This window comes from Sporosarcina sp. NPDC096371, from assembly GCF_044762865.1.
In the GTDB taxonomy this organism is placed as follows: domain Bacteria; phylum Bacillota; class Bacilli; order Bacillales_A; family Planococcaceae; genus Sporosarcina.
Genome location: NZ_JBIWFE010000006.1, coordinates 149,611 through 174,950 on the forward strand (window position 1 = coordinate 149,611; position 25,340 = coordinate 174,950).

Annotated in this window: 26 protein-coding genes and 1 pseudogene; 3 read left to right on the forward strand and 24 right to left on the reverse strand. The window is 38.7% G+C overall.

Features of this window, described 5'->3' with window-relative positions; genetic code table 11:
* Positions 1 to 129: 129 nt before the first annotated feature.
* Positions 130 to 1,101, reverse strand: coding sequence for a helix-turn-helix domain-containing protein (locus ACIQ0H_RS16380; protein WP_403416950.1), 972 nt, complete (start codon positions 1,099 to 1,101; stop codon positions 130 to 132).
* 428 nt (positions 1,102 to 1,529) lie between these two features.
* On the opposite strand from ACIQ0H_RS16380, the gene ACIQ0H_RS16385 reads away from it, so the two are divergent.
* Positions 1,530 to 2,678 carry a tyrosine-type recombinase/integrase gene (locus ACIQ0H_RS16385; protein ID WP_403416953.1) on the forward strand — a complete coding sequence of 383 codons (1,149 nt, stop codon included), beginning with the start codon at positions 1,530 to 1,532 and terminating at the stop codon, positions 2,676 to 2,678.
* Between the two features lie 65 nt (positions 2,679 to 2,743).
* Here ACIQ0H_RS16385 and ACIQ0H_RS16390 read toward each other — a convergent pair whose 3' ends face one another.
* The 20 genes and pseudogenes from ACIQ0H_RS16390 to ACIQ0H_RS16485 all read right to left on the reverse strand — a co-directional run bounded on the left by ACIQ0H_RS16390 (position 2,744) and on the right by ACIQ0H_RS16485 (position 21,351).
* On the reverse strand, positions 2,744 to 3,118 hold the full coding sequence (locus ACIQ0H_RS16390; protein ID WP_403416955.1) for a hypothetical protein: 375 nt from the start codon (positions 3,116 to 3,118) through the stop codon (positions 2,744 to 2,746).
* A gap of 190 nt (positions 3,119 to 3,308) precedes the next feature.
* Positions 3,309 to 4,394, reverse strand: a complete 1,086-nt coding sequence (locus tag ACIQ0H_RS16395; RefSeq protein WP_403416957.1) for a DUF418 domain-containing protein — start codon at positions 4,392 to 4,394, stop codon at positions 3,309 to 3,311.
* Positions 4,387 to 4,974 (reverse strand): TetR/AcrR family transcriptional regulator, encoded by a 588-nt coding sequence (locus ACIQ0H_RS16400; protein ID WP_403416960.1) that lies wholly within the window; start codon positions 4,972 to 4,974, stop codon positions 4,387 to 4,389. Before ACIQ0H_RS16400 ends, ACIQ0H_RS16395 begins: the two co-directional genes overlap by 8 nt.
* 207 nt (positions 4,975 to 5,181) lie before the next feature.
* Positions 5,182 to 6,174, reverse strand: coding sequence for a zinc-dependent alcohol dehydrogenase family protein (locus tag ACIQ0H_RS16405; RefSeq protein WP_403416962.1), 993 nt, complete (start codon positions 6,172 to 6,174; stop codon positions 5,182 to 5,184).
* Positions 6,175 to 6,190: 16 nt separating this feature from the next.
* Positions 6,191 to 7,234: a DUF1835 domain-containing protein gene (locus ACIQ0H_RS16410; RefSeq protein WP_403416965.1), complete on the reverse strand. Its 1,044-nt coding sequence runs from the start codon at positions 7,232 to 7,234 to the stop codon at positions 6,191 to 6,193.
* Between the two features lie 47 nt (positions 7,235 to 7,281).
* Positions 7,282 to 7,476, reverse strand: a complete 195-nt coding sequence (locus ACIQ0H_RS16415) for a hypothetical protein (RefSeq protein WP_403416968.1) — start codon at positions 7,474 to 7,476, stop codon at positions 7,282 to 7,284.
* 54 nt (positions 7,477 to 7,530) lie between these two features.
* Positions 7,531 to 8,016, reverse strand: a pseudogene (locus ACIQ0H_RS16420) (tetratricopeptide repeat protein).
* 100 nt (positions 8,017 to 8,116) lie between these two features.
* On the reverse strand, positions 8,117 to 8,614 hold the full coding sequence (locus tag ACIQ0H_RS16425; protein WP_403416970.1) for a GNAT family N-acetyltransferase: 498 nt from the start codon (positions 8,612 to 8,614) through the stop codon (positions 8,117 to 8,119).
* 13 nt (positions 8,615 to 8,627) lie between these two features.
* A complete protein-coding gene (locus tag ACIQ0H_RS16430) occupies positions 8,628 to 9,287 on the reverse strand; it encodes an HAD family hydrolase (RefSeq protein WP_403416973.1) in 660 nt (219 codons plus the stop codon).
* Between the two features lie 94 nt (positions 9,288 to 9,381).
* A complete protein-coding gene (locus ACIQ0H_RS16435; RefSeq protein ID WP_403416975.1) occupies positions 9,382 to 10,113 on the reverse strand; it encodes a hypothetical protein in 732 nt (243 codons plus the stop codon).
* A gap of 302 nt (positions 10,114 to 10,415) precedes the next feature.
* The gene (locus tag ACIQ0H_RS16440) at positions 10,416 to 11,477 is read right to left on the reverse strand and encodes a DUF4179 domain-containing protein (protein ID WP_403416977.1); all 1,062 of its coding nucleotides are present in this window, start codon (positions 11,475 to 11,477) and stop codon (positions 10,416 to 10,418) included.
* The gene (locus ACIQ0H_RS16445; RefSeq protein WP_403416978.1) at positions 11,467 to 11,997 is read right to left on the reverse strand and encodes an RNA polymerase sigma factor; all 531 of its coding nucleotides are present in this window, start codon (positions 11,995 to 11,997) and stop codon (positions 11,467 to 11,469) included. Before ACIQ0H_RS16445 ends, ACIQ0H_RS16440 begins: the two co-directional genes overlap by 11 nt.
* 164 nt (positions 11,998 to 12,161) lie before the next feature.
* Positions 12,162 to 13,292: an ABC transporter permease gene (locus tag ACIQ0H_RS16450; protein ID WP_403416981.1), complete on the reverse strand. Its 1,131-nt coding sequence runs from the start codon at positions 13,290 to 13,292 to the stop codon at positions 12,162 to 12,164.
* Positions 13,293 to 13,304: 12 nt separating this feature from the next.
* Positions 13,305 to 14,561, reverse strand: a complete 1,257-nt coding sequence (locus ACIQ0H_RS16455) for a hypothetical protein (protein WP_403416982.1) — start codon at positions 14,559 to 14,561, stop codon at positions 13,305 to 13,307.
* Positions 14,561 to 15,436 carry an ABC transporter ATP-binding protein gene (locus ACIQ0H_RS16460; protein WP_403416985.1) on the reverse strand — a complete coding sequence of 292 codons (876 nt, stop codon included), beginning with the start codon at positions 15,434 to 15,436 and terminating at the stop codon, positions 14,561 to 14,563. Before ACIQ0H_RS16460 ends, ACIQ0H_RS16455 begins: the two co-directional genes overlap by 1 nt.
* A gap of 1 nt (position 15,437) precedes the next feature.
* A complete protein-coding gene (locus tag ACIQ0H_RS16465; protein WP_403416987.1) occupies positions 15,438 to 16,196 on the reverse strand; it encodes a hypothetical protein in 759 nt (252 codons plus the stop codon).
* Positions 16,189 to 16,743 carry an RNA polymerase sigma factor gene (locus ACIQ0H_RS16470; protein ID WP_403416989.1) on the reverse strand — a complete coding sequence of 185 codons (555 nt, stop codon included), beginning with the start codon at positions 16,741 to 16,743 and terminating at the stop codon, positions 16,189 to 16,191. Before ACIQ0H_RS16470 ends, ACIQ0H_RS16465 begins: the two co-directional genes overlap by 8 nt.
* 561 nt (positions 16,744 to 17,304) lie before the next feature.
* Positions 17,305 to 20,475: an ATP-binding cassette domain-containing protein gene (locus ACIQ0H_RS16475; RefSeq protein ID WP_403416992.1), complete on the reverse strand. Its 3,171-nt coding sequence runs from the start codon at positions 20,473 to 20,475 to the stop codon at positions 17,305 to 17,307.
* A 136-nt stretch (positions 20,476 to 20,611) separates the two neighbouring features.
* On the reverse strand, positions 20,612 to 21,028 hold the full coding sequence (locus ACIQ0H_RS16480) for an SRPBCC family protein (RefSeq protein ID WP_403416995.1): 417 nt from the start codon (positions 21,026 to 21,028) through the stop codon (positions 20,612 to 20,614).
* A complete protein-coding gene (locus tag ACIQ0H_RS16485; RefSeq protein WP_403416997.1) occupies positions 21,025 to 21,351 on the reverse strand; it encodes an ArsR/SmtB family transcription factor in 327 nt (108 codons plus the stop codon). Before ACIQ0H_RS16485 ends, ACIQ0H_RS16480 begins: the two co-directional genes overlap by 4 nt.
* Positions 21,352 to 21,802: 451 nt before the next feature.
* Here ACIQ0H_RS16485 and ACIQ0H_RS16490 point away from each other — a divergent pair, with 451 nt between their 5' ends.
* On the forward strand, positions 21,803 to 22,006 hold the full coding sequence (locus tag ACIQ0H_RS16490; RefSeq protein WP_403417000.1) for a cysteine-rich CWC family protein: 204 nt from the start codon (positions 21,803 to 21,805) through the stop codon (positions 22,004 to 22,006).
* Positions 22,007 to 22,337: 331 nt separating this feature from the next.
* On the opposite strand, the gene ACIQ0H_RS16495 is transcribed toward ACIQ0H_RS16490, so the two are convergent.
* Positions 22,338 to 22,433 (reverse strand): putative holin-like toxin, encoded by a 96-nt coding sequence (locus tag ACIQ0H_RS16495; RefSeq protein WP_403417002.1) that lies wholly within the window; start codon positions 22,431 to 22,433, stop codon positions 22,338 to 22,340.
* A gap of 550 nt (positions 22,434 to 22,983) precedes the next feature.
* Here ACIQ0H_RS16495 and ACIQ0H_RS16500 point away from each other — a divergent pair.
* Positions 22,984 to 24,255 carry a glycoside hydrolase family 18 protein gene (locus ACIQ0H_RS16500; RefSeq protein ID WP_403417004.1) on the forward strand — a complete coding sequence of 424 codons (1,272 nt, stop codon included), beginning with the start codon at positions 22,984 to 22,986 and terminating at the stop codon, positions 24,253 to 24,255.
* 589 nt (positions 24,256 to 24,844) lie between these two features.
* Here the strand turns inward: ACIQ0H_RS16500 and ACIQ0H_RS16505 are convergent.
* Positions 24,845 to 25,063 carry a hypothetical protein gene (locus ACIQ0H_RS16505; RefSeq protein ID WP_403417007.1) on the reverse strand — a complete coding sequence of 73 codons (219 nt, stop codon included), beginning with the start codon at positions 25,061 to 25,063 and terminating at the stop codon, positions 24,845 to 24,847.
* Between the two features lie 20 nt (positions 25,064 to 25,083).
* Complete coding sequence (locus ACIQ0H_RS16510) at positions 25,084 to 25,275, reverse strand: capping complex subunit for YIEGIA (RefSeq protein ID WP_403417009.1); 192 nt, start codon at positions 25,273 to 25,275, stop codon at positions 25,084 to 25,086.
* Positions 25,276 to 25,340: the final 65 nt, after the last annotated feature.

Genomic DNA, 25,340 nt, shown 5'->3' on the forward strand with positions numbered 1-25,340 from the left:
GATCATGTTCCTTTTATGGTGACTAAGAAGGTATTTATGTGCGATATGAAAATGCGTTTATCTTTTTCAGGATTGAAAAAAGATTGAATGGGTCACCTATACGCGCCATTCAATCTTTTAATTGTTATTCTATTTACTCTCCATCTTCTCACGCACCGCAAGCTCGACATACTCACTCATCGACAGATTATTTGCTTTCGAAATTGCCTGCAATTCATCCAGCAGATTGTTTGGTAAATCAAATGTCGTGCGTCTGTAACCACTGATTAGCGTCCACGAACCTTCTTCCATTACGACATCCCCTAAGACAAGCAACTTCTTAATCATACTTTCTGTAAACGCTTCCGGAACAGGAATGGCTAGTGGTACACCCCCACTTTTTATCGATAAATCAATGTGCATATCTTGTTCACGGATCCGAATATTTTCAATTCCCCATACTTGATACACAAAATCGAGAAAATCGAATGATTCCTGCAAATCCTTTGGCAATGAAAAATCTGTATAGCCCCTTACGCTGGTATTCGGTTGATGAATCGGATACGCCGCCTCGTATTGAAAGACGTTAATACCATCTGCATAAGGTATCCATGTGCGTGATTGCAAATAGAATCCCCATTCCAGGTTGTCATTACGCAACACACGTATATCTTGTCCCTGTTGGGTGCGGAAACACTGATAAAGGGCAATATCAAATTTAGCATCATAAAACTCCACCCGCGTCCCACGGGTAGATGCAGTCCGTTCGATTTCTTGTCGGATCCAGTCGGCAGTTTCATCTGGAATGGAGTAAATCGTTCGCTCATCTCCCACCGGCAATTCATCCACGGGTAAATCAGTTTCTTTAATAAGAGCATAAATACGCTGTGTCGTCACACCTAATTGTTTCGCGAGTTCGGAAGGCCGTACCCCTGTTGGCTGATGCCGTTTCCTTTCTTCTGCAAGTGCATCCACTTCCTCCTTTTGATACCTAGCTTCACGTATGAGGCGATGCGGATCTTCAATCTTGATGATTTTCTTTTGTTTGGCGTAATGATAGACAGTCGCCTTTGAAATGCCAAGTAGTTCTGCTACTTCTAGTCTGGTATACCAATCTTTCAATGTAATCCCTCCTGTTTTGTTGCTATTTATATAATAAATGAAAAAATGCATAGAATTTATTGATAGAATTTCCGTAGGTGATTAATTGTATAGCAGATGTTTTATATCTATTGAGTGAATTTTAGTAGCAAGTATATTAATAGTACGATTTAAAATGACTATTGATTAAGTATATGCGAATATTGATTGACTTTCAAATAATATAAGATAGGTAAAATTAAATAGCTGATAGACTATGTGTCAGAACAAAATTCTACTATACGTTATTTAGAGTATACATAAACAAATGGAAGCTTTTTTTATATTCTATTAAAGTTATGGTAAAATGGATTTATTGAATAATATTGAATGCATACCTGTGATTGTGGATCGTATTTATAAAGAGAGTATCCTATAGTATTTATGATTTTGAAAAAGGTGGGTTATTTATGACATTTCTAATCACTAAAAACAATCAATTCCAAATAACTGAATTAAAAAATGAATTGCGAAATGTAACTACACTTCACACCCTCCAATTTTCTTTAGATCAGGCCGAAAAAAATGGACAACCCGCTTTTCATGATTTTACCGATGCCGACATGATGAAATGGTATCTTTACGAACGTCGCCATTTGAATCAAGAAAATGACAGGTCGGAAAGAACAGTCCGAGAGTACGAACGCGAGCTTTTACTTTTCATCGAGCAGCTCTTTACATACAGTGCAGAGATTGATGTAGATGTTGCCTATATAATAGAAGGTTCTCTGTTTAAATCGCTTCAATCGCGTCATTTAAGAAGGTATCAGGAGTGGTTAGCGACTGATAGTCCGCACGTTATCAGAAAAGGAGCATACTCTCCGGCAACGCTTGAACGGAAAACAACGATACTCAAAGCTTTTTTTGCATTTCTGCATAAGGTGGGCTATATTCAGCAACCGATTCACGAAGGACTTCGAATAGCCACTGTTCGTAAAGATGATCGGCCGAATCGAGATTTAGGGCCAGTAGATGTCGTGACGCTTCTAAATGCGTTTCGAGACATGCAGCAGCCTATCATGTTTACGATTATTCATGTCCTTACAACAACCGGCATTCGAAATGAAGAGTTTTGTATCTTACAGGTAAAAGATTTGAAGGTAGATGCCATCCAGGGCGGCTATTATTTAGATGTATTGGGGAAAGGAAATAAGAGGCGGCATGTTCCGCTAAAAGAGAAAGTAGTTCATAGTATTCACAACTTCCGTCAAGCTCGCGGTCTCTTACCAATCGGACAAGCCCAGCTGGACGATCCGCTGTTCACAACAAATACGGGGCGTGCTTATTCCCCATCGTATTTATCGCAATATGTGAAAAAGGAGATTACCCGGCTAGTACAACTGAAGTTATCGGATCGGACGATGATCATCACCCCACACGTCTTCCGCCATGCTTTCGCGATTATTTCTAAGCTAAATGGTGTTGACATTTATGATATTATGCGTTCTCTGGGGCATGAGAAGATCGAAACGACGATGATTTACTTAGAGAAAGTATTTGAAAAAGAGCGTCATGCCATTCATTCGTGGAAATCAGAGGGGTTTGGAGAGTATATTTAGTACTGTTTAGTAATAATTGGTAAAAAAGAAAAGGGACCCTTTCGTTTAGGGTCCTTTGATATATTCTATAGATTAGTTTGTACCGATTTAATCGAAGAACAACGTGTTAATAGCTCGTTCGCTAATTGTTTTCGATCTTCAATTTCAATTACGATTTTATCAAATTCAAATCCTTTTAAGTCAAGGGTAACTACATTATCGGCATCATTAAAGGATAAGAAATACTTATCTCCATCAATGATGAAAAGTCCAGCTTTGTAGCTAGACGTAGCAATGCCTGTCTTTTTTATTGCTGTCCAAGGATACTTAAAATGTCCAACTTGCACATTTTCGATTGAAGTATAAGGTATTTTGATATTCCTTCGCTGAGTTAAAACTGCTGTCCAACCAGAAATTTTCAACAGTAAATCACACTCTTCAAACACAAGTTGAATCCTCACCTTTTACCACCACTCCCAGTTCAATTAGTTTCTCTCGCCGGTGTATTCTGGCCACCTGTCATTCTATGTACTGAGAAGAGTCAATTGAACTAACGTATCGATTCTATTCAAAATAAGTGATTGATAATAGCTGTTTCCATGTGGTTTAAAGTATGCCCCGAATCAAATTACGCCTATTTTAAATGTCCTCTTAAGTAAGCTTTCGTACCAGCCATTCAATCGGTCCTCGATCAAATTTAAATTTCCATAAAACACTAAAAATTACAGAACTAACATAGAAACCAACACTAAAAATATAAATAAACAGGAGTTGCTGATTTTCCATTCGACCTAGAAGTTCTAAAATTGATAACCCAATTACTATATGTCCAATATAGTGCGTTAAAGTCATTTGTCCAGATGGTACGAAAACCTTCCATATCCAATAACTATCCGCTTTTCGGGTAACCATTAGAATTATTACTAGAATAATTAATGAAGAACCTATAGCAGAAAGCATATACAATATACTCGGTAAAATAGGTCCCGTGCTAAATAAAAACTGTGCAACATCACCTGTGAGTACAGGAGTTAATAGTTTTGTTAATAAAACAGAAGCGCCCTCCACAATGACAAGTAATGTAAAACCAATTGCAAGAAGGTTTCTTAGAATACGTGAATCTTTCAAAGAATAGCAGCCAATGACAAACCCAATAAGAATAAAAGCAAACCATGGGAAGATTGGATGATATCCATTGATGAAGAGGTTACGGATAAAACCACTTATTGACCAAAAATCTATGTACTCCATATACAGAGCATTTGGGTGCCATCCTGTAAACATGTCATTGGTTAGCTGAATGACTTGAGCAACTAAAATAACAACGCCAGCAATAATTAAATTCGTTCGTTTTTTTAAACCAATAAAGAAAGCTAGCAAGAAAAGGTAAATCCCGTAATAATGTAAAATGTCACCAGTCCATCCAATTGTATACAGCCCCATACCGAGAACAAAGAGCAATAATGCACGTTTACAAATGGATTGGCGTGCTTTTTGAAGTTGTTTTTGGTTGTTTCCTTCTCGTGCTCGTTTAGTCATCAAAGCGATCCCAATACCAGCTAATATAACAAATAGAGCAGAAGCACGACCTTCAATTAGGGAAGTTAACTTAATTAGCCAAGATGGCCCCTTCCCTTCTGCTCCAGTAATAACTGAATAATTTATAATTAGCATTCCAAACATTGCAAGTGATCGAGCAACATCAATACCAATTGTTCGTTCTGCAACTTTAACCATTTAAATCATCCTTCGTAAATACTAGCTTAACCGCTGTTATCCAAATACCTTTGTAATTGATTGTTTCATTTTCCATTATTAGATTCCCGATATTATCTAGAACTAATGCTAAAATATGGGCTTTCTCTTCAACGGCATCCCCTGTAATTACTGAAAGAGATGAGGCCTTTTTAAGCAATTCCACAAATCCCTTTAAATAGAATGACTGAATTTCCAGTAAATTATCATAATAATATTTATCTCTTGCCGCAAGGGACAAAAACTCTTTCATTACATTATCGTAGTAAGGATCTTGTTTTTGGTCCTGAATCATCTGCACACCAATGTTGACTAATTTATCTACAAAGTTTTCGGCCGTAAAATCTTCTATACGAAAGTAATTGTTGAATTGAATTTCTGTGCAGAAGTAATCAAATAATTGTTTGATTAGATCATCCTTTGACTCGAAGTAATAGTAAATTGATGGCTTTGAGATGCCCACTGCTTTTGCGATCTGTGCAAAACTGGCTTTTTGAATTCCCTGCTCTGCGATTAAAATATAAGCAGCATTTATAATAGCTTCTTTTGTATTATTGGACAAAAAATCACCCTCCACTTTTTCTACCTATCGTTAGGTAAATTATAAATCAAAAAAATTTAAGATTCAAGTAGAAAAGAGAATTCCCCAACACAAAAGTAGTTCGTATTTCTGGGAATCTCTTAACAAAAATAAATAACAACTTCAAAATAAATTATTGGACCTACGTCAAGATTTTAGACACACTCAGTGTCACCGGGATAATACTACCTACAGACTCGTTAATAGAACCTTGCCCTTATTATTCCTTAATGAACTAGCCGTCAATACTGCCTCTTTAATAGCTAATAAGTCATATGTAGAATCAGGTTTCATTAACTGTAGTCTTTCGTTTAGTAATAGATCTAGTAAAATATCAAAGGATGCTTGCCATGTTTGTATAGAGACGCGTTGATTCCAATGCCTTAGATGAAATAACTTTATATTCACCTTTCTCTTATTTGAAATTTTCATCCAATTTACGGTGATTCCGGACAAAAGTCCAATAGTCACTAGAATACTATTGGAACGAAGACAAAATGCTAGTGCTGTCCCTTCTGATCCACCAACCGAATCGATGGCGGCTGTTGCGCCGTTGCCGTTCGTTAACTCCATAATTGCTTCATGTAACGAGGTTTCTGATGTATTTATGACATGTGCAGCTCCAAGTTGAAGTAACTCTTCTGTATAGGCGTTATTTCGAGTTACGGCAATCAATCGAAAGCCAAGAATTTTAGCTAACTGCGCAAAAATGCGGCCAATTGCGGAGCCACATGCATTGACCAGTAATGTATCGCCTGGTTTCAGCCTTAATTCTTCGGTACAAATAAGCCAAGCGGTTAACGGGTTAATATACAGTTGTGCCGCTGTACAATCATCGATTGCATTTGGTACAGGAACCACCAAATCCGACGATACTTTCATAAATTCCTGCCAAGTCCCTTCCCCACGCAAGGGTAGAACGCGTCGTCCTAAGAGAGCTTGGGAAACACCTGCCCCCACGTCTTCTACAATCCCAACACCCTCGTAACCAGGAATGCCTGGCAAAGAAATACGATGAGAATACGCCCCCTTAATAGGGATTAAATCAGATGGATTAATAGGACGCATCTTCATTCTGACAAGAATCTCACCTTCCGTAGGAGGTAGGATGATTTTATCCTCAATACGTAACACATCTTCCGGCATCCCGAATTCATGAAACGCAATACACTTAGCTAGCAAATTTTTCGTCCTCCACTCAAGGATTTAGCTTAACTTGATACAGCCGCATGGCCTTCAGGTCCCCTTCATACGTAAAGATCCCCCGCTCGATTAAGCAGCGAAGACGGTACTCAATCCATTCGGTCCCCCTGTATTGCTCCATTTGGCCATATACTTCCCCAACAACACGCGCCGCTTTGATAAAATCGGACATGCCTTCTTCCATATGCATCCTCTTTGCACAAGCGATGATGAAATCGTCATCACAATCTATATGGCTATTATGCCAGAGCTCATGATCTTGCCATGTACGAATGAGGTGTGGTTCGTCGGATAACATGCTCCTGCCTTCTTCGAGCAACATATTCCATCCTTCCTTGCATAACGATTCTCGCTTTGCCTTCCGTATAGGTCGCATATCGTATTGGTCGTAAAAGAGGACTAATTCATCAGAAGAAAGTTCACTTGACGTTTTCGGATAGTTCTCTTCTGCCAAAGCAGGATAGATATAAATTTCATGAAAAGCAGTAAAGGTATTGAGGATGAAAATGGTGTTCCATTTGTCCTTCAGCAATGCGAGGACAAGACGTAATCCCGTTTGTTCGTTGGCATTGTTGCCTGTCCAAATCACAATATCTTGATGAGGTGGAATCGCTTTGATTCTTTCGATAGCTTCCATCATCCCACGCATGTACGCATCACGTTCATTGATTTCATCTTGGAATCGATCTTTCAACCACTGAAAGCGAGCTTGAATCCCCTCTTTCGTATGCAAGTCCTTCACAGGGCCAATCGATAATATATCCGGTAAAACAAGGACCACTTCCGTTTCTTTATAAGCAGTGTCGTGAAATGCAATTTGTAAGTTACCAGCTGTCGAATCGCCAAAGACAATATGTACCGTTTGTGCATGGCTAGTAGGTGGTACGGCCATAAGCGAATGCTTCACTTCTCGTAACTCCTTGACAAATTCCGCAGATTCATTCGTTTCAGCTTGTGAAAACAGTTGAAAAAGCAATGACTTGGCCTCTGAATCGCTTAATTGGGTAATGGCTTGTTTTAGCCGATTGATTCTGTCCAAGCGGATTCCTCCTCTTTTTACAGTCTTCCTGTTGAACAACAACTACTTTAATAAGCGAATAAAGCAGCTGTTGTTATTGACCAAACGATGTACATAAATGAAATAGTCAGCCAAAAGGTGTTTTTTGATGTGTTACTTTTATTATCTGCGCTAATCTTCTTAATAATGGCTACTAAATTCAAACAAAATACGATAGCTAAAATCGGATTTAGATAAAACCCTGCAATCATGAGGATTTCCAATATTTCACCTCCCAAGTTATCGTAAATTAATTGGCGGAACCAAATAATAGACCATTAACGCCAAGTATCATCTAGTTTATCTGAATAAAAGTGAATGGCTTTCTTATAACTTAAAATCTCCTGATCTGCCGTCGTGTCGGCCAAGCAGTTAAGCAGTAATTCCATGGCGTGATGATGCTCTTTCAAATTATAGAGCGTCATCGAATAGAATACTTGAAAAGCTCGATTGCTTGGAAATAGGTCTATTCCTTTCAGAAATAGTTCTTTCGATTATTCATAATTACCCAATGCTCTATATGAACTCCCCAAGCCCAATAAAGCTTCTTCTAATTCCTTTCCTGACAACCCTAATTGAATGGCCTTCTCATAAAGGAGCACTGCTTGCGATTCTTCCCCTAACACTTCAAAACTCCATACGCATTGGTAGTGAATGACTGCATCTCCTGGAAACGTATTTACCAGTTTTACTAGTATTTCATTCGATTCCTTATGCTTACCGACTTTCCGCAATTCAATTGCCTGATTTACTTCTTTTATCATTGATGTCGGCCCCCATAATTCTAATCTTGAGATTTAGTATTAATAATCAAAAGAACTTATTTAATTGATAGGTTGTTTAGTAATGGACAGTATTGAAGTTTCATAAAAACAACACCATATGTTCTTCATCAAAGTAAGTTTCTCCCACTTTTAAAGCTCTTTTCTCGGTGCCAAAGACTTCAAAACCTAGTGAAGCATATAGTTTTTTCGCGGGTGTGTTTGTTGTGACCACTGTTAAATAAACTTGTTCCACGCCTGCCCAATCATTTGCCTGCTGAATGGCTTCTACCAACAGGGACTTACCAATCCCTAAACCGCGTTGTGTCGGAGAAACATACATGGCGATAATATTTGCACGGTGGTGAAGTTTAGCCAAGTTTTCTCTAAACAGCGTAACCACTCCTACCAGCTGGGTATCTACAAAAGCACCTAAAGTGATGGAGTCGCTGGATTGGAACCTATGTATATACTTTTCAATGGGTTGGTCTTTCTCTTCTTCATAACTTGAGCCGAATGCTTCGGGATTATTTTGTAATGCCTCCAATCTAAGGGCTAGATAAGTTTCGGCATTTAGTGGGGTTAAACGTCTGATTTTCATACTACCACTCCTGTCATAATTGTAATGTTGCTACAAGATCTTTTAATTGTGTTAAGTCATCAATAACTTCATCAGCTTGTGCTAACTCATCTTGTTGAGCAAAATCAAAATTACACCCAATTGCTAGCAAGTAATTGTCTTTCGCCGCTTGAATATCAGATAATCGATCTCCAATGACAGCACCTTTTTCAACATCATACTTTTCGATAATTGTACGAACCAAATCGGATTTGTTTTGCGATTCAATTTGTTGGATACTAAATGTTTCCTTAATCCATCTATCTAACTTGTAATAGTCGACGATTGCTGCTAGGTATTCTGGTAGCCCATTGCTGGCGATAAATAATGAATAACTTTTTGTTGTCAGATAGTCCAGGACTTTCTCCACGTTTGGATATAATGCCCCCTTACCTGCCCGGATGTTTTCAATCAGTATCTCTAAAAAAATGACATTTACTTTGGCACGTATATCATTCGGATGATCAGGCAGTAGAGTTTCCCAGACAACCTGCAAAGGCACTCCCATAATCGTGCGGTACTCCTCAACTGGAGCTGTTTTTTCCCATAAGCCCTCCAATCTCAAATAATCAAAGGTTTCTTCCAATGCTAATTCCAAGATCTTATCTGTTTGGAATAGAGTGCCGTCCATATCGAAAATCAGTGTATATGACATAGTTTTTCCATCTCCTTAGCGAAATAATAAAGAATTTCCATTTACCTAGGGATTTAAATAATCCACTCTAATTGAACTAGTAACTATGCGAAATTCAAACCAATTCTAAAATATAATGCAAGTATTTTCGAACTTGGGTAATCCGTTCAGTCAATGAAGTTGTTACGATTTCATAGAATTGCTCACTGTTACCCGTTTTATATAGTTTGCGGACAGTTCTTCTTTCGTCTGGCCAAAAACCTAGCAACAAATTGGTTTCTTCCATTTCACGCGCAACATTGTACAAGTATCCGTTGGATGGAGCCCAACCGAACAAGCTATTCAATTGGCCCTGAACCTCAGCCATATAGAAAGAGTTACGGTTCAAACTGAGTCGTAAAGCCATAAATCGAACGACATCTTTGACAGATAACAGCTTAGATATAAACGGACGAAAGTCTTCGTGAAGCGGCTCAATATTATCTTGTGGGGGTAGCCCATTCTTAGTAAGAACATAATAAAATCGATCGATGACAGCTAAAACTTCGCTAAATCGCTGCGCATAAATCGTATTGTATTCCTGAAGCCGCCTTTTCCCATTTTCAGTAATTTGAAAGTATTTTTTTCGTCCTTCTGTGTGTGAAAGAAGAAAGTCATCATATTCTAATGTATTAGCCATACGCGCGACATACTCATAAGAAACAGAACGCCCTGGGAACTCGGCGTTAAATTGCTCATAAAGTGCTCTTGAATAGCTTCTTCCATGTAGAAGAGTTCTTAACAAAAATAACGACAGGGTATCACCAACACTAAAGCCAACAGCCTGCTGAAACGAAGGTAATTTCACACTGAACACTCCTAATATTTTAAATAATCATACACCTCGACAGTCCATATAGCAAGACCAATATCCGTTGCGCTATGCTCCCTTCTTCTCAAGATCTTTCCTTTCCTTAAATGACTACTTCGATCCGCTCTTAAGTTATTGTTCTGACGTATATAGTGCTGTAAACTAGCTTAGGTGCGTGCTAGATAATTATATCTGCACTAGCGAGGTTCTTTATATTTATATTATATACACGATTATTCATTTATATAATCAAAAAAAACCGAAAGCCTATTCATATCTCGGGCTCCCGGTTTTCCTACCTATTTTCTTAGCAAGTCTACTTCTCCAATTCCCTCTATAACAAAGGTTAGTTTTTCCGCATTGTCATATGACGTTATCTCGAAATTAGCTGAAATAATTGTTTGATTATCTTTTCTAGTCATATTATATCCATCAGTTAGATATTCATTCCCTGCCATATCTAAAATCTTCATCGTGTGCGAGAATGGGCTCTCATCCGCATATATTTCATCCACCGAAAAGATGAGATTTAAAGATGTTGGACTTGCCTTGGCAGAAGAAACTTGAATGATGGACGATGGGTCATCTATGTCATATTCGATTATTGGCATCGGATTGCTGATATCCTGATTGGCTACCGACAAATCCCATTTACCTTCAATCTTAATAATCGGCAAATCGCGATTGATGAAATCTTTCCCCTCGTGATCAAGTAAACCAACGATACCCTCCACTTCGACAACAGCATCTTTTAAATTGGGAAACTCACCTTTATTAGAATTCATGATGACATCATATTGAACAACCCCATTTTTCACATCTAATAAAGGGTTTTGATGATCAAGGCCAGAAGCATATCCACCATTCCCCTTCAAAGGCTTTGTATCCGGAATAAATTCTATAATATACTCGCCATCTCCATTTTTTAATCGAAAATTCATTGAAACACTTATCACATCAGCAAGGATTGTCGGATCTTCAAATTCTAATTGAAAACCAAGCCCTATTTTGTTAGCATCTGAAAAATGGCGCTGTAGTGTGATAACAATCTGCTGATCAGTCGCTGTACTCGCACTTTCTTGTACAAAGCCCTCGTTTATAGCCCGTTCAATTCCTTTATCGCCAAAGGTAAAGAAATCATGAATACTAGCAATAACATGTTCATTCGTCAGCACAACACCTGTTATTAACAGCGCACAAGCTGCTGCCGTGACCCGCTTCCAAATGAATCGGCTTTTCTTCTTTTTCGATTGTGTTCGAATACTAGTGTAGGCGCTATCCAACGATCTCCGTACAGTCATCGGCATTTCCTTCTCTTCAGTCATTACCTGTTCAATTTCTTTTTCGAAGTCAGTTTTCATGAACAAACACTCCCTCGCCTTTATAGTAATGATTTCGCAACAACGTTTTACCTCTGGACAGTCTTGACTTAATGGTCCCTTCTGGCTCCTTTAAAAATGCACCGATTTCTTTTGTGTTTAAACCGACAATGTAGTATAAGATAAAGGCGATTTTATAGTCTTTGGTTAAACTATTAAGTGCATCTTCTAACTCTAGATTCTGAAAATCATCGTATCGCTGTTCGGGTAGCACGTCGATATCAATCGTTGAAAAATTCTTGTGCTTGTTCAATACACTGTTACATTGATTAATAAGTATTTTACATATCCACGTATTGAAGTACGCATCATTTTTAAGCGTATGTAATCGTTCATAAGCAGATAGTACTGCCTCCTGCATCGCATCAGCAACGTCCTCCTCATTGTTTAGCATTCGACTCGCAATTCTGTACAACACGTCTTCATATTGCTGTACGAGCGCCACAAATGCCTCTCCGTCTCCTTTCTTCGCCTTCTTGACCAAGGCTGGTACTATTCTCATATAGGCACCCCCTCATTTACTTTTCAATAGATTAGATAAGATTTTCACTTGATTAGTTGCATTGGATTATTATTTTTGGATAAATTTATTTAGAAATGAAGAAAAGCACGTCACCTAGCAACTGGTGACGTGCTTTTACTTCAGTTTACCATGTGATAACTTACTTACAATAAGATATCCCGCTTCTGCTCTCGCTTCCAAAGAATTATGATGAAGAGAAGACTTCCAACGGCCATTACACTATACGCAATCGGAGCCAACCACTGTGGATACCCTATGGAGAGGATATAACGCATTAAAGGTCCTCCCAATATAATTATCCCAACCACAAACGGAATTTGGATACCAATCAAGGCCATGCTATTGGGCACAATGCTTGAAAAAGACATCGCTAATAGGCTGAATACAAAACCGATGACGTAAATCGCAGCAACACATAACAAGATATATTGGAAGAACGTCGGATCATACCAAAATTCATGGCCAATAAAAGAGTTAATCGGCAAGTCAAAATACATAGCTGTATGATTCGATGAATAGATACTGAAATAGATGGTAAGTAAGGCTGTCATCACAACGAACGCCGAAATTAGTCCGGCAAAGATTTTCGTCTTATAGAGGCTTCTGCCAGTTTTCGACGTATATTGCAAAGCAAGCACTTGTCGTGAACGATCCCTCAAAATCATTGGTGAAATGGCCAACACAACACTGATTAGGATAGCAATAGCCACGTTGCCAATGAATTCTTTGAAATTCATAATAGCTACTTCTGGATAAACCCCATAGGTCTTCGCAGCAATCAGTTCCTCTACGCGCTGAATTTGTCGAGCGTTATCATAGCCTAGCACCTCATCTTTTATTTCATAAAATTCGATAAGACGATCCCTCTCTTGAAGTTCCCAAAATGTGTCGATCTGTTTCACGTGAATTACATTAAAACGGAGTTGAGACAATTCTTCAGATGCCTTCTCCCAGTCAAAACGCCTAAATTGTTCATAGGTATCAATGCCCGCAGCCGCAAACTCCTTTTGAGATTGTACATACAAATCAGCTTCCTTCACTTGCGTATTGTATACTTCCTTAAAATCAAGAAATTCTTCCTCATCCATCTGCGTACCATATTTCTCAATCATTTCAATTCCTATATTATATGAATCAAGTGCTGGCCTACCATTCGGAAAATACTCAATATGAAACTGTATGAGAAAAAAATAGAGTACACTATTGACCAAAACAAGCAACAGCAAAATTTTCCACGTCAAGATTTTCTTTAGTTCATTCCAAAAAATCCGCATTGCCTTCTCCCCTTACTGGATATCCTTTTTGTTAAACCATTTCATTGAAAACAGACAAAGTACAATCGTGATAATCGTCCAACAGATGACTGTCATCCATTCAAAGTTTCTGAACATGACGAGACCACTGCTTCCCATGAACGATGCGGGTATATTCATCACGAGCATCGACAAACTATAGCTTGTCATGAATATCAAAATCGAAGATGTCGGCATGAAGCCGGGTATCAGTAACGCAAGGACGAAAAAGGTCGCCATCAATATAGCCGAGATATAGCTGTTTTTCACAAGGGTTGTCAGCGCAAAGGTCAAACCTGAAAATAACAGCATAGTAATGTAGACAATGATAATCACACCCACTAAAAATAAGCCGACTGACAAGTCCCACCAAGCAACATTCGGGAAGTTATATTCCCAATTAAAAGCACTATTAACGGAGGTTCCCCAAAGGGTCTTATAATCGAAGAATGTGAAATAGGTGCTAAGTGTGACGGCCAGTAAAAAGGTTGTCAGCAACGCAGCTGTCACTATTGAAGCTACAAGTTTGTCCTTCATTAAGCGCCTGCCTCTTGATGTGCCGTATGTTACAAGATGCGTTCTATTTTCAAATTCATAATTCGTAATCAAGGCGGTTGACAGAATGATTAACATCAACGCTTCTATGGCAATATGCAGGAAGACAGTTTTAAACAGCACCTTGTGCATGAAGTACACTTTTCCAGCAAAAAACCACTCTTTATGCTCCCCATTCTGCTTCATTTCCTCAAAACGCTGTGAAAACTTATCGTATTCTCGTAGAAGTGTCTTCTCTGCGTTGCCGCTCAGGCCATATTTCGCTATGTCATTTGCCGCAACTTTTTTTAAATCAATATCCGCATAGCTCTTGTCGATGTCATTTGCCATGCTAAAGTATATTTCCTTCAATTGTAATTGTTCGATGAAGTGCCAGTCTTGTTCGCTATATAGCTCACGCTTTTCATACGGCAATTGCTCAACAAAATCATAGACACTGCCGAATTCCTGCCCTGTTATTTCTTTCAACAGTGCAAGGTCAATTTGAAGATCTTTTTCAAAGTGCTGTAATGATTGGTCCGTGATTTCCCTACCATACTTTTCCACTAATTGATTCGCAACTTTGAGTTCATCTTTGAAATAAGAATTGCTCACAATCACGAAAATATTGAAAGCAGTAAATAACAAGACGAGCCCGATTAGTATAGGTGACGTCAATGCTTTTCTACATTCATACCAAACGATACGCATAGTCATCACACTTCCGCCTGTATGCCATCTCGATATTCGTAGAGGAAAACATCTTCTAGCTGCGGGGCCAGTGGTAGCCAGTTCGCCTCTGCTTCCCCTTTATGGATGAAACGAATCACCATTGTGCCTTGGTGTTGCTTTTCTGATAACAGCACATACTGTTTTCGATAGGCCTCCAGCTGGTCATAAGAAATCGTCGTTTCAAAGACATGTCCGTCTAATGTCGCGCAAATTTTTTCAACGGAATCTTTATAGAGTAGCTGCTGATTTTTAATCATAATGATTTCGTTCGCAATCGTCTCGACATCGGACACGATATGTGTGGAGACGATGACTAATCGTTCCCTAGCCAGTTCAGTAAGCAGATGGCGGAAACGCGCACGTTCTTTGGGGTCAAGTCCTGCTGTTGGCTCGTCTAAAATGAGGATTTTCGGGTCGTTTAATAGGGATTGCGCAATACCAACGCGTTGGATCATTCCACCAGAAAATTTCTTCATCTTTTTATTCGTGACTTCACTCAATGCTACTTTTTCTAACAATTCATCAATTTTCGCCATAGCTTCTTTTTTACCAATGCCTTTTAACGCTGCTAAATAGAGTAAATATTGCTTCGGGGAATAATTTTTATAGTAACCAAATTGCTGTGGTAAATAGCCTAGCAACGAACGGTAGTCCTCATCCATCGCTACGATGTTTTTTCCGTCATACAGAATTTCCCCCTTGCTTGGCGAAATCAATGTCGCCAACATCTTGATCAATGTCGTTTTTCCCGCGCCATTGGGAGCGAGTAGCCCATATAATCCATTTGTAAACTCCAAATTGATATTTTTGAGTGCAGTAAAATCCCCATATTGTTTGCTAATATCTTTTACGATAATCATATTAAAATGCTCCTTCCGTTGGTTTAAAGTGGATTAATTTACCGAGGTATTTCAAATAGATATAGAGGCTGCCGATGAGCACTAGCCCATAAACAAAGAGCGGTAGCGTGACGAGCATATTGGTGTAAATCGTATAACTTGAGAAACGCAAAAGTAGATTTACAACAATCCAGCCGACCAGGATGGTAGCGGCCGCAACGGTCGAACGACGCTTCATCATGCCATATAAGAACAGGATGGAAAATGTAAACAACGCCGTAATTGAAATCATAAACGCTCGTATAAATTGCATATCTTCATATATGAAGACAAGTAAGGCAATAGATATCGTATTGACCACAATAGAAATAGCACTAAATACTAACATCCTGAAAGCAATGATTTGATAGACGTTGTATTTACAGGACATCTCGATTTCAAAAGTGGCATTTTGTACTTTTTTTGCATAGGTGTAGGCTGAAAAACTAACAAATAGAATCGGTGATAGCAAAAAGATAAAGCCATATAGATACTGGACATCTAGTCGTTCAGGTGCAGCAAGCAAGAAAATTATCATGTATGCGATAAGCGCTGTACACGTGATGTAAACAAGTTCTAATCGATCTGCAAATAAATGCTTGAATCCAACTTGTTGCACCATGGATTTCAAATATGAAGGGAAAGATTGCTGCTGTTGAACACCTGTAGCGACAATCTGGTCAATTTGCAGCTGGATTGTGCGTTCATCAGGCATTGGGATATGTAACTTTTCTTTAGTCATTATGCACCTTCTCCATTCCTTTTCGAATTTTTTTCAATGCCGCATAGTATTTCGTTTTCACCGTCGATTGTGGAATTGTTTCAATTTCTGCGATTTCCTGAAACGTGTAGTCCCCGAATAGTTTAAGACGGACGATTTGCTGCGAGCTGGCATCCAATTCATTAATAAGGGCTGTTGCTCTTTCAATATCGTCTTTATATTCAAGTGAAATGGTCATATCATGCTCATCTTCAAAGTCATAATCTTCGATGGGTTGGACGAGCTGTGTATCTTTATAACTTTTCGAGCGAAAATAATCGACGAGCCTGTTCGATGCTAACTTGTACAACCACGTCCGAAACGACGCTTTTTTACTGTCATAACTTTGAATCGACTTTAAAACGCTGATAAATATTTCTTGTGTAAGATCCAGTGATAACTCCTGATTGAGTGTTTGCTTATACATAAAGGCATACATCTCCTTGTAATATTTCGCAACAAGGTTGTTTGCCGCCTCTTTACTACCATTATTCTTTATTTGGCGTATCCAACGCTTGTCATTTTCCATATTTCACCACACGCTTCCTCATGATCATTACCGTCCTATACATATATTCGTTTACAGTTCGGAATTAGTTTGAATTAGTTTCAAGAAATTTTTCGACCTGACTTCTTCCTGCCATTATAAACAAAAAAGTACATCGCCTGTGAAAAGCGATGTACAGTACAGCTATTTATTGTGACAGTATTTACATACCAGCATGGTTTTAGTTGATGTTTGGGTTTTGAAATTGGGTTTCAAAAAGAGATTTTCGAGTGGTTACCTGCTGTGCGTGAATAGGTTTACATATACAAAACCCGAATTTAGTTTACATAATAATATTATATTATAATATTTATCTAGTCTAGAATACTGCAAGGGGTAGATTTACAATGGGAAGGACATCTAAAAATAAAAAATCCCAATTTCTCGGCGGTGTAGGGAGAAATTAGGGTGATGTTACTTCATAAGGCACCCGATTGCTTCTCATCTAATAACTTCCTTTTCAGTACAGGATAAAAAACTCATTTGCAATGTATCATTGCAAATGAGTTTTTTATCCTGTACTGCTAGCTATTCACTTAAACATCACTTGTTTTGCTCGAGGTATTGGTAAATCGCCATCATTTCTTGTTTATTCAACTCACGAATACGCTTAAAAATTTGAAGATCAGCAACATCTTCCATAGGTAAGCTTTCAACAACAACATCACTTACTGTGCCAGTTAACCATGTTTGTACGTCTATGTCCTCAACGATTTCCTTGCGCCCTTCATCATTGATGCCACTTTCATGACAACTTACACAGGGGATTGTCAATTTAAATACGCCGTCATGGAGATTGTCTTCTGTAATGACTTTCTTCCCTTTACAGAAAGGACAAGGATGACTTTTTTTAACCTTATTAATTTGGGTGACAATTTTTTTGTAACCTAACGCTTCATAGACATAGGTAAGCTTTTTGTATTTTCCATTGGTGAAATACTTATCAATGATTGTTTCTCTTGTTTCGGTAATATTGTCAAAATCACAGATAGTAATCCGATTATTCAAGCTGATCGATTCGATATTGCTGCTAATACGACCCCAGAATGGGAGGACATTTTGTAAAACGATTTCATAATGGGCAAAGCTTGCCTGCTCCAGCTCAAACATTTTCAGAGCGACTTGTGTTTCTCTTGGCAACAGAGAGACATCTTGCGTCAAAATCATATCACCGCCGACGATAGTTTTTAGCTTTTCTAGTACCTGTAAATTTCCAACTGTTTTTATCACTTGATCAACAGGTTGCTGAATAATGTCACGAATATCTGTGTCGCTAAACTTCAGCGTTCTATGATGTTTGAGCACGGTTCCTTGACAAACTGGACAAGAAATCATCTCTTTGGATTCTTTCATTTGCTCTTTAATAATTGACTTCGATACAAATATATAGCGTCCAATGATGAGATTAAAACCTTCCCAAGTCCTCCTCGCCTTGCCTTCTTTATCATAGAATGACTTTTCCCAATACCCATATAAGAAGGTATGTTTTTCTGCATCCGTCATGTCATTATAACTTTTACTGATATCTTGACCAAGCTCATTCTTTATTTCATCGAAGAGGAATTGTAATTTCGGATATTGATAATATTTTAAAACCTCCATCACGTCTGGATGTAATAGGCCATCCCAGAATGGCACGGTTTTGTCCTGTATCACAATGTCAAAATCAAATTTGTCGATAACCTGGCGCCCTGAACAACTTGGACAATGATTATCTTGGCGGTAAAAATCGAAGCTACGTGTGTCTTTATTGGTCGGATGAGATGCCACAATATGGTTGATCAAGCCGCCCATTTCATAGAGAAAACTATATTGACTGTACAAATGCCGTTCTAGGTCAATCGCGATGACGGGTGCAATCGTTTCAGATTCATATTCACCGTAAATTAAACGAGCCATTGACGACAAGCTTTTTAAGATACCACCCTTATAGACATTTTCTGCATTTTTAAAATAGGCAATCTGATTTTCTTTCAAGTAGTTCATTCCATTTTGTTGATGGATCGTTGAAGCAATTTGCACTGGAGTCACGCTATCCTCACTATCTTGTTGACGATAGTAATCATCATGACTCACAACATCCAGGTGTTTGACAGGGTCAAGCTGTCTTTTACCAAAATCAACGATAAAATCAGCATTTTGCATCATATAAGCATTATGTTCAATCATGATCATGGAAACAGATTCATCTTCCAATATGCCCCTTACACTATCGATGAATTGATTTAAAATATTTTGTGACAATCCTTTTGAAGGTTCATCAAAAATAAAGAGCGTATGTGGGTTTCTTGAGTTGGCAAACAGCTCAGAAACTAAATGGACACACTGAAATTCACCATTCGATAAGGTCTGTGTTTTTCTTTCCAATGTCAAATAACCAAGCCCAAGTTTAATCAATAAGCTCAACCGTTTATGGGCGATGTCTTCATTTGGCAGCTCATCAATAATATCTTCAATCGAGCGTTCGAATAGATCTTCAATTTCTTCACTATATTTTGTGAGTTTCCTTTTAATATCTAGGAAAGTCGCAACTGTTGATCGACTCGTAATCGATTGGTTTCGATTTTGTCCGACCATTACCAGTTTATCTTTTGGATAGCGCTTCAGAAAATCTTTAGCCATACATTCATTGACGAGTGTTGATTTCCCACAACCAGACTCCCCCGTAAAGGTGACTAGTCTGTTTTTAGGAATCTGAATTTCATCCATTTGGATATTACGACAGTGCAAATCATGAAATTGATAGTATTCTGTTGGCACTTCTACATTTTGTTCCAAAGTGATTGGTTGTGGCCGAGGGGATTCTTCAACAATTTTCCCACCATATTTCCCACTACCCGGGCCAAAGAACAATTGCTCATCCGTTGCGTCGAGCACTGTGTCAGAATGGTCAATGAGCCAAATTTGATTCTTATACCCCAATTTTTTAATCTGCTCTAAAATCTTCAAAAGTGTTTGGTGATCAAGACCTACGGAGATTTCATCAATGATAATAACCGTATTTTCACTTGTTGCCATGAATTCTGCCAAGTATAGTCGCGTTAACTCTCCACCTGACAATGTGCCCATAATACGATTTAATGTTAAGTAGCCAATATTCATATTGAGTATATTTTGCAAGATATGTTGTTTCGCTTCACTAATATGTAATTCCTCTGCTAGCGAAAGAATTGTTTCAATGCTTAAGTTGTTAATATCAGAAACACTCTGTTGTTCGTTCACTAATTCTATCTTATATTGCTCAACGTCTGGATTATAGCGTTTGCCCTCACACTTTTTACATTCGATATTTTTAGTAGTTCCGCGACCTTTACAAGCTGGGCACCAGCCTAATTCATTATTAAAGGAAAAAGTTTCAGGAGAAAGATTAAATTTTTCAGCAAGACGCACGCGTATCTCTTTAAAAACTCCCGTATGGGTGCCGATTGTCGAACGCGGATTGGAAGAAATGGCTGATTTCCCAAGAAACAGGACTAAAGGTATGTCTTCCATCTTAATGGCACTGAAATTAGTTTCCATAATATTAGGGAATAAATACTGATATTCAGCCTTTGGTAATAAGGAAACGAGTCGCTTCTTGGACTCTTCACCAATGGTTTGACAAAAAGTTGTTTTACCAGATCCCGACAAACCGGCGATTCCTAGCGATTGATCTACTGGTAGTGCTGCATCTAATTTGTTAATATTGTTCGCAATTAATTGATTTATTTTCATCGTGATATCCTCTCCATTTTCTGCATGTAGTATTGCCATATTCACAAAATAATAATGGTTATAAATGAAAATGACGCTTTCCATGTTCCGGAAAAGCGCCAGATTATTGAAGCCATAAAGGATGAGAAAATCGTTTTTACAGTTCTGCTAATACTTTTTCCAGCTGAGTAGCCATGTTCGTCCAAGCATATGTAGCTCCCTCAATGGCTCCTTCGCGAGCTTTTGTTTCTTCACTAAATCCACTTTGATCGAAATGTAGATGGACAATTCCATCTGAACCTTTTTTCAACGTCCATGTAACAGTCGTGCTTTCTCCTGCACTTAGCCAAGTGTAAGATAATTTATTGTGCTCGTCCACTTCAAGCACTTCGCAATCTACAATGCCATCCCACCATTCGGAAGGCTCTGCCCGAAACTGAAATGTATGCCCAACGACTGGTTTAAAATCATTCGCCCATATCCATTTCGCAAGCATATCCGAATCTGTTAGAGCGTTCCACACCTGCTCGATTGAACTTGTAAATTGATAATCTAATGACACATCTGGTTTCATTTTTTTTCCTCCAATAATAGTTGTAATTTAGCAATTCTTTCTTTCCAAAATTCTTCATAAACAGATACCCAATCTTGAATTTCTTTCAGCGGAGCAGCATTTAGCCGATATCTTGTTTCCCTACCAACCTTTCGAGCAATTACGAGATTAGCATTTTTAAGGATAGCCAAATGCTTAGAAACTGCTGTACGTCCCATTTGAAAATGAACCGTTATCTCATGTAAGGGCAGTTCTTCAACATCGGTCAATATACGTAGTAATTCACGCCTTGTTGGATCGGCAACAGCATCATAAACATCCCTCGTTTGACTTTTTTCTTTCAAGATCACCCCCACCTTTTCATTATTATTTCCTATAATGTCACCGATTAAACTTCATACCAACCTAATGGGATACCATTTGGTGTCCTAATTATTATAGGACACCAAATGGTGACATGTCAACTTCGCTTATCTTGCCATTACAAACCAAAAATACACCGCTTGTGAAATGCGGTGTACAGCACCTTATTTATTTCGACAGAATTTACATACCTGCACGGTTTTAGTCGGTTCAATTTTATGAGCGTACAATAACTTTACTCTTTTGCGATCACACAGTGGACAATCGCCTCGCCCATTGGATGGGATTCGATTTAAGCCTTTTCCTCGATTTCTTTTCGCCATTGCCATCCACCCCTAATAAGGATTTGTCTTTTTCTTTAGTAGATGATGGTCTGGCGAAAAGATTGACGATATAATGAAAGCAAAAATTAAAAAAGTATGGTGATTATTTATGACACAAGAACTAAGTGAAACTGAACTTTGTCCACTATGCAGGAAACAAAATGATTGTTGTATTGCCAAGGACTCATTCACTGAAAAGTGTTGGTGTTTTAAAGCAAGCTTTCCAAAAGAAATTTTCGACTTGTTACCTTCCGAGTCCGAGAAGGTTTGTATCTGTCAAAACTGTTTGATTAGATTTAAGGCGTCAAGATAGGAAGAATATTTTACTCTACGAAGTAAAATTGCTAAAAGCGGCTTGTTGTTTACATAATAATATTATGTGTGTATAGTAGTCCTTTATTCCACCTGTTCAGGTATATACATCATGACCCGTGAAGAATCGATTACAATTTTTCAACCGCCCAATAAATTTCTAGCAAACTTGGAGACTTAGACGTATAATATGTTTAGTTGTAGATTATAGTAAAATGACCGCCCGATGCGTCAACATCGAACGGTCAAAAAATAGGGTGCTAGGTTCTTGTCAAGGGAATCGGTATTGCCTGATATAATAATCCACTAGGGCTGCTAAACTCATAGGTGGATTATTTTTTTCGAGAAATTTTATCTGATAATCCGATTACTGTAACAATTAGCGAAGAGAAGCTTATCATCAGTACAATCGTCTCAAATATCGTCATTTGTAATCCCCCCTTTCGTTCGTGCATCAAAACTCAAATTTTAATACCTTACGCCTTTTAACTTTCCAGACTTTACGCTCCCCCTAGCCTATTTCCCATTTTAAGTATCAAATTTCAAGTATTACAAGCTATAAAGTTTACTATGAATAAAATGCCTAGATTCAGAATATGTTAGATAAGACTGTTGGGTATGCTTGAATTCAAGCTAAGTGGATGGGATTTTGTTCGGGAACAAGGCTAGATTGAATGAATAGAGCTCCTTTAGTTCGAGATTGAATTTCACTTTTGACGGAAGAATGACACATGATCCTAGTGTTCCCTATTCTAATGGATTCCCTTACTTCATACATACGTTCTTGGACTGGTTTTCAGAACAACACTTCCCAACAAATTAGCAATTAATTGAAAATAAAATGCCGACGTTACTCAAAGTGCGTGCGATAATATTATTATGTAAACTATCTGAGCGTAACACAGCTGTTCCCTCATTTCTGTCTAATCACAACACTGCTGGATGGAAATGAAGAAGAGTAGATGGGGAGCGAAATAGATGCAGATTCATGTGGTACATACAGGAGAAACGTTGTGGATGATTTCACAGCGATATGGCGTCACGGTAACTCAAATTGTCACAGCAAATAAGTTGGACGTCCCGAATAATTTAGTGCCAGGAATGGCCCTAGTCATTCCAACAGCTCCTGGGACACATTTTGTTCAACCTGGTGAAAACTTATGGGAAATCGCACGGCGTTACGATACAACGATTCAAGAAATCGTACGGGCAAATCAACTTCAAAATCCCAGCATGATCTTAGCGGGTATGCGTTTAACGATTCCCGTCTATAAACCGGTTATCGATGTGAATGCTTATACGATTAATACAGGAGAAACGGGAGCTAGGGAGATTCAAGAAGTAGGCCAATATTTAACTTATTGGATGCCTTTTGTCTATAGTGTGCAAGAAGACGGTAGTTTAACTACCCTGGATGACACAGCTATGCTTCAATCTGCTAATGCCGAGCGAATCGTTCCTGTGATGACAATCACAAATTTCAGCGCCACGGCAGCCGGATCTGGTCTTGCACATACCGTCCTTTCTAGCAGTGAACTTCAAGAAAAGGTATTAAATAATATACTAAGCGTTATGAAAGAAAAAGGGTATCAAGGGTTAAATATTGATTTTGAAAATGTCTATCCGGCTGATCGTAACTTTTACAATCAATTTTTGCAACGAGCAGTTGACAAATTACATCCAGAAGGTTATTTTGTCTCTAGCGCCTTAGCCCCTAAGGTGAGTAGTGAGCAACAGGGAGTATTGTACGAAGCCCATGATTATGAAGCGCATGGAAAGATAGTCGATTTTGTTGTCCTGATGACTTATGAATGGGGCTATCGATTTGGACCGCCACAAGCAATCTCCCCACTCAATCAAATAAAACGGGTGTTAGATTATGCAGTGACCGTCATTCCAAGGGATAAGATCCTCTTTGGTTTTCAAATTTACGCACGCGATTGGCTAGTCCCCCATGTCCAAGGACAGGAGGCCGAGACGTTCAGTCAGCAAGAAGCCCTTCGCAGGGCCATTCAATATGGGGCGCCGATCCAATACGACCTCATCGCTCAGTCACCGTTCTTTCGCTATGTGGATGCTCAGGGACGTGATCATGAAGTGTGGTTTGAAGATGCTCGCAGTGCCCAAGCAAAGTTTACGATGGTTAAAGACTATAAATTACGTGGAATTAGTTACTGGGTGCTCGGCTATCCATTTCCACAAAATTGGCTGTTACTTGAAGACAATTTCACCATTCGAAAGAGGGTGTAACTTATCATTGGAATGTCGGATTTATTATCAAAAGCACAAAGTAGTTGTCATAAAAGCGCTTCAAAAGTGTTTTGTTGATATAAGCTGCTAGAAAAAAAACCGAACGATGCTAGTGCATCGAACGGTTAATGTAATAGCAGGCTCCCTACAAGGGAATCCGTATTTATAGAGGTGAAATACCCCATCCCTACGAGCCTCTAACTCTAGGATGGGGTATTTTTGTTTAAACATCAAAATTAGCACAATCAATGTTACAAATGCTATTGCGAACATTAATGATTCGAATACTGATATACGATCACCCTTGAGTCACCTATTCATTTCACTTGAAAGGAGCCCTCAGCCTGAAACAGCAACTACAAACGATACTACAGGCTGTTAAAATATCACAGCAAAGTAATGCTACCCACGATTACAAGCTGTACAGCAAGCTCAGCAATAGCTTTAAAAGGCCCCCCAGCTAATGAACCAGATTGGCTGTTACTCAAATCTACTACTGCCATCCAGCAGCTTGATCAGTACCCTCCGTGGTCAACAAGGAACGTACTATGACCCGCTAGCAATTTCCTTCCCTTCGTCACACCAAGCTTTATGACCGCGTCGAGGTGATGATTTCACGCACCCCTGATACTTTCCAAGCCTCGATGGATGTAAGGTTTACATGCGCCTCGATGCTTGACACAAGTTTGGCATGCAGTATGCCGGCACCTACCAGATCACCAACATGCTTACACATTCTCAGTCGCTTTATCAAGGGATCAATCCGCGCAGCTGGCTGTCCAACTGTCGTTCGCACTGTAATATCCATGCAAGAACCCCTCCCCTTTTTTAGCGTGCAACAATAATAATCGTTTCTTCTTCTATTTCATGTGCAGCGGCATCCATAATTTTCTCTAATAATAAGCTCGTTTTCTGTAAATGTTTTTTATTTTCAGCAATAAAAACAGGGACACCGCCGCCTTGTATGGTTTCCGGTTTCATCGTAACAACGGCGACAATTTCCGCGTGTTGATTTCCCAATTGACATTCGCCCTTTCCTTATTTCCCGCTATCCGCTTCTTTTGAAGTGTAGTCTAGCCAAAGTA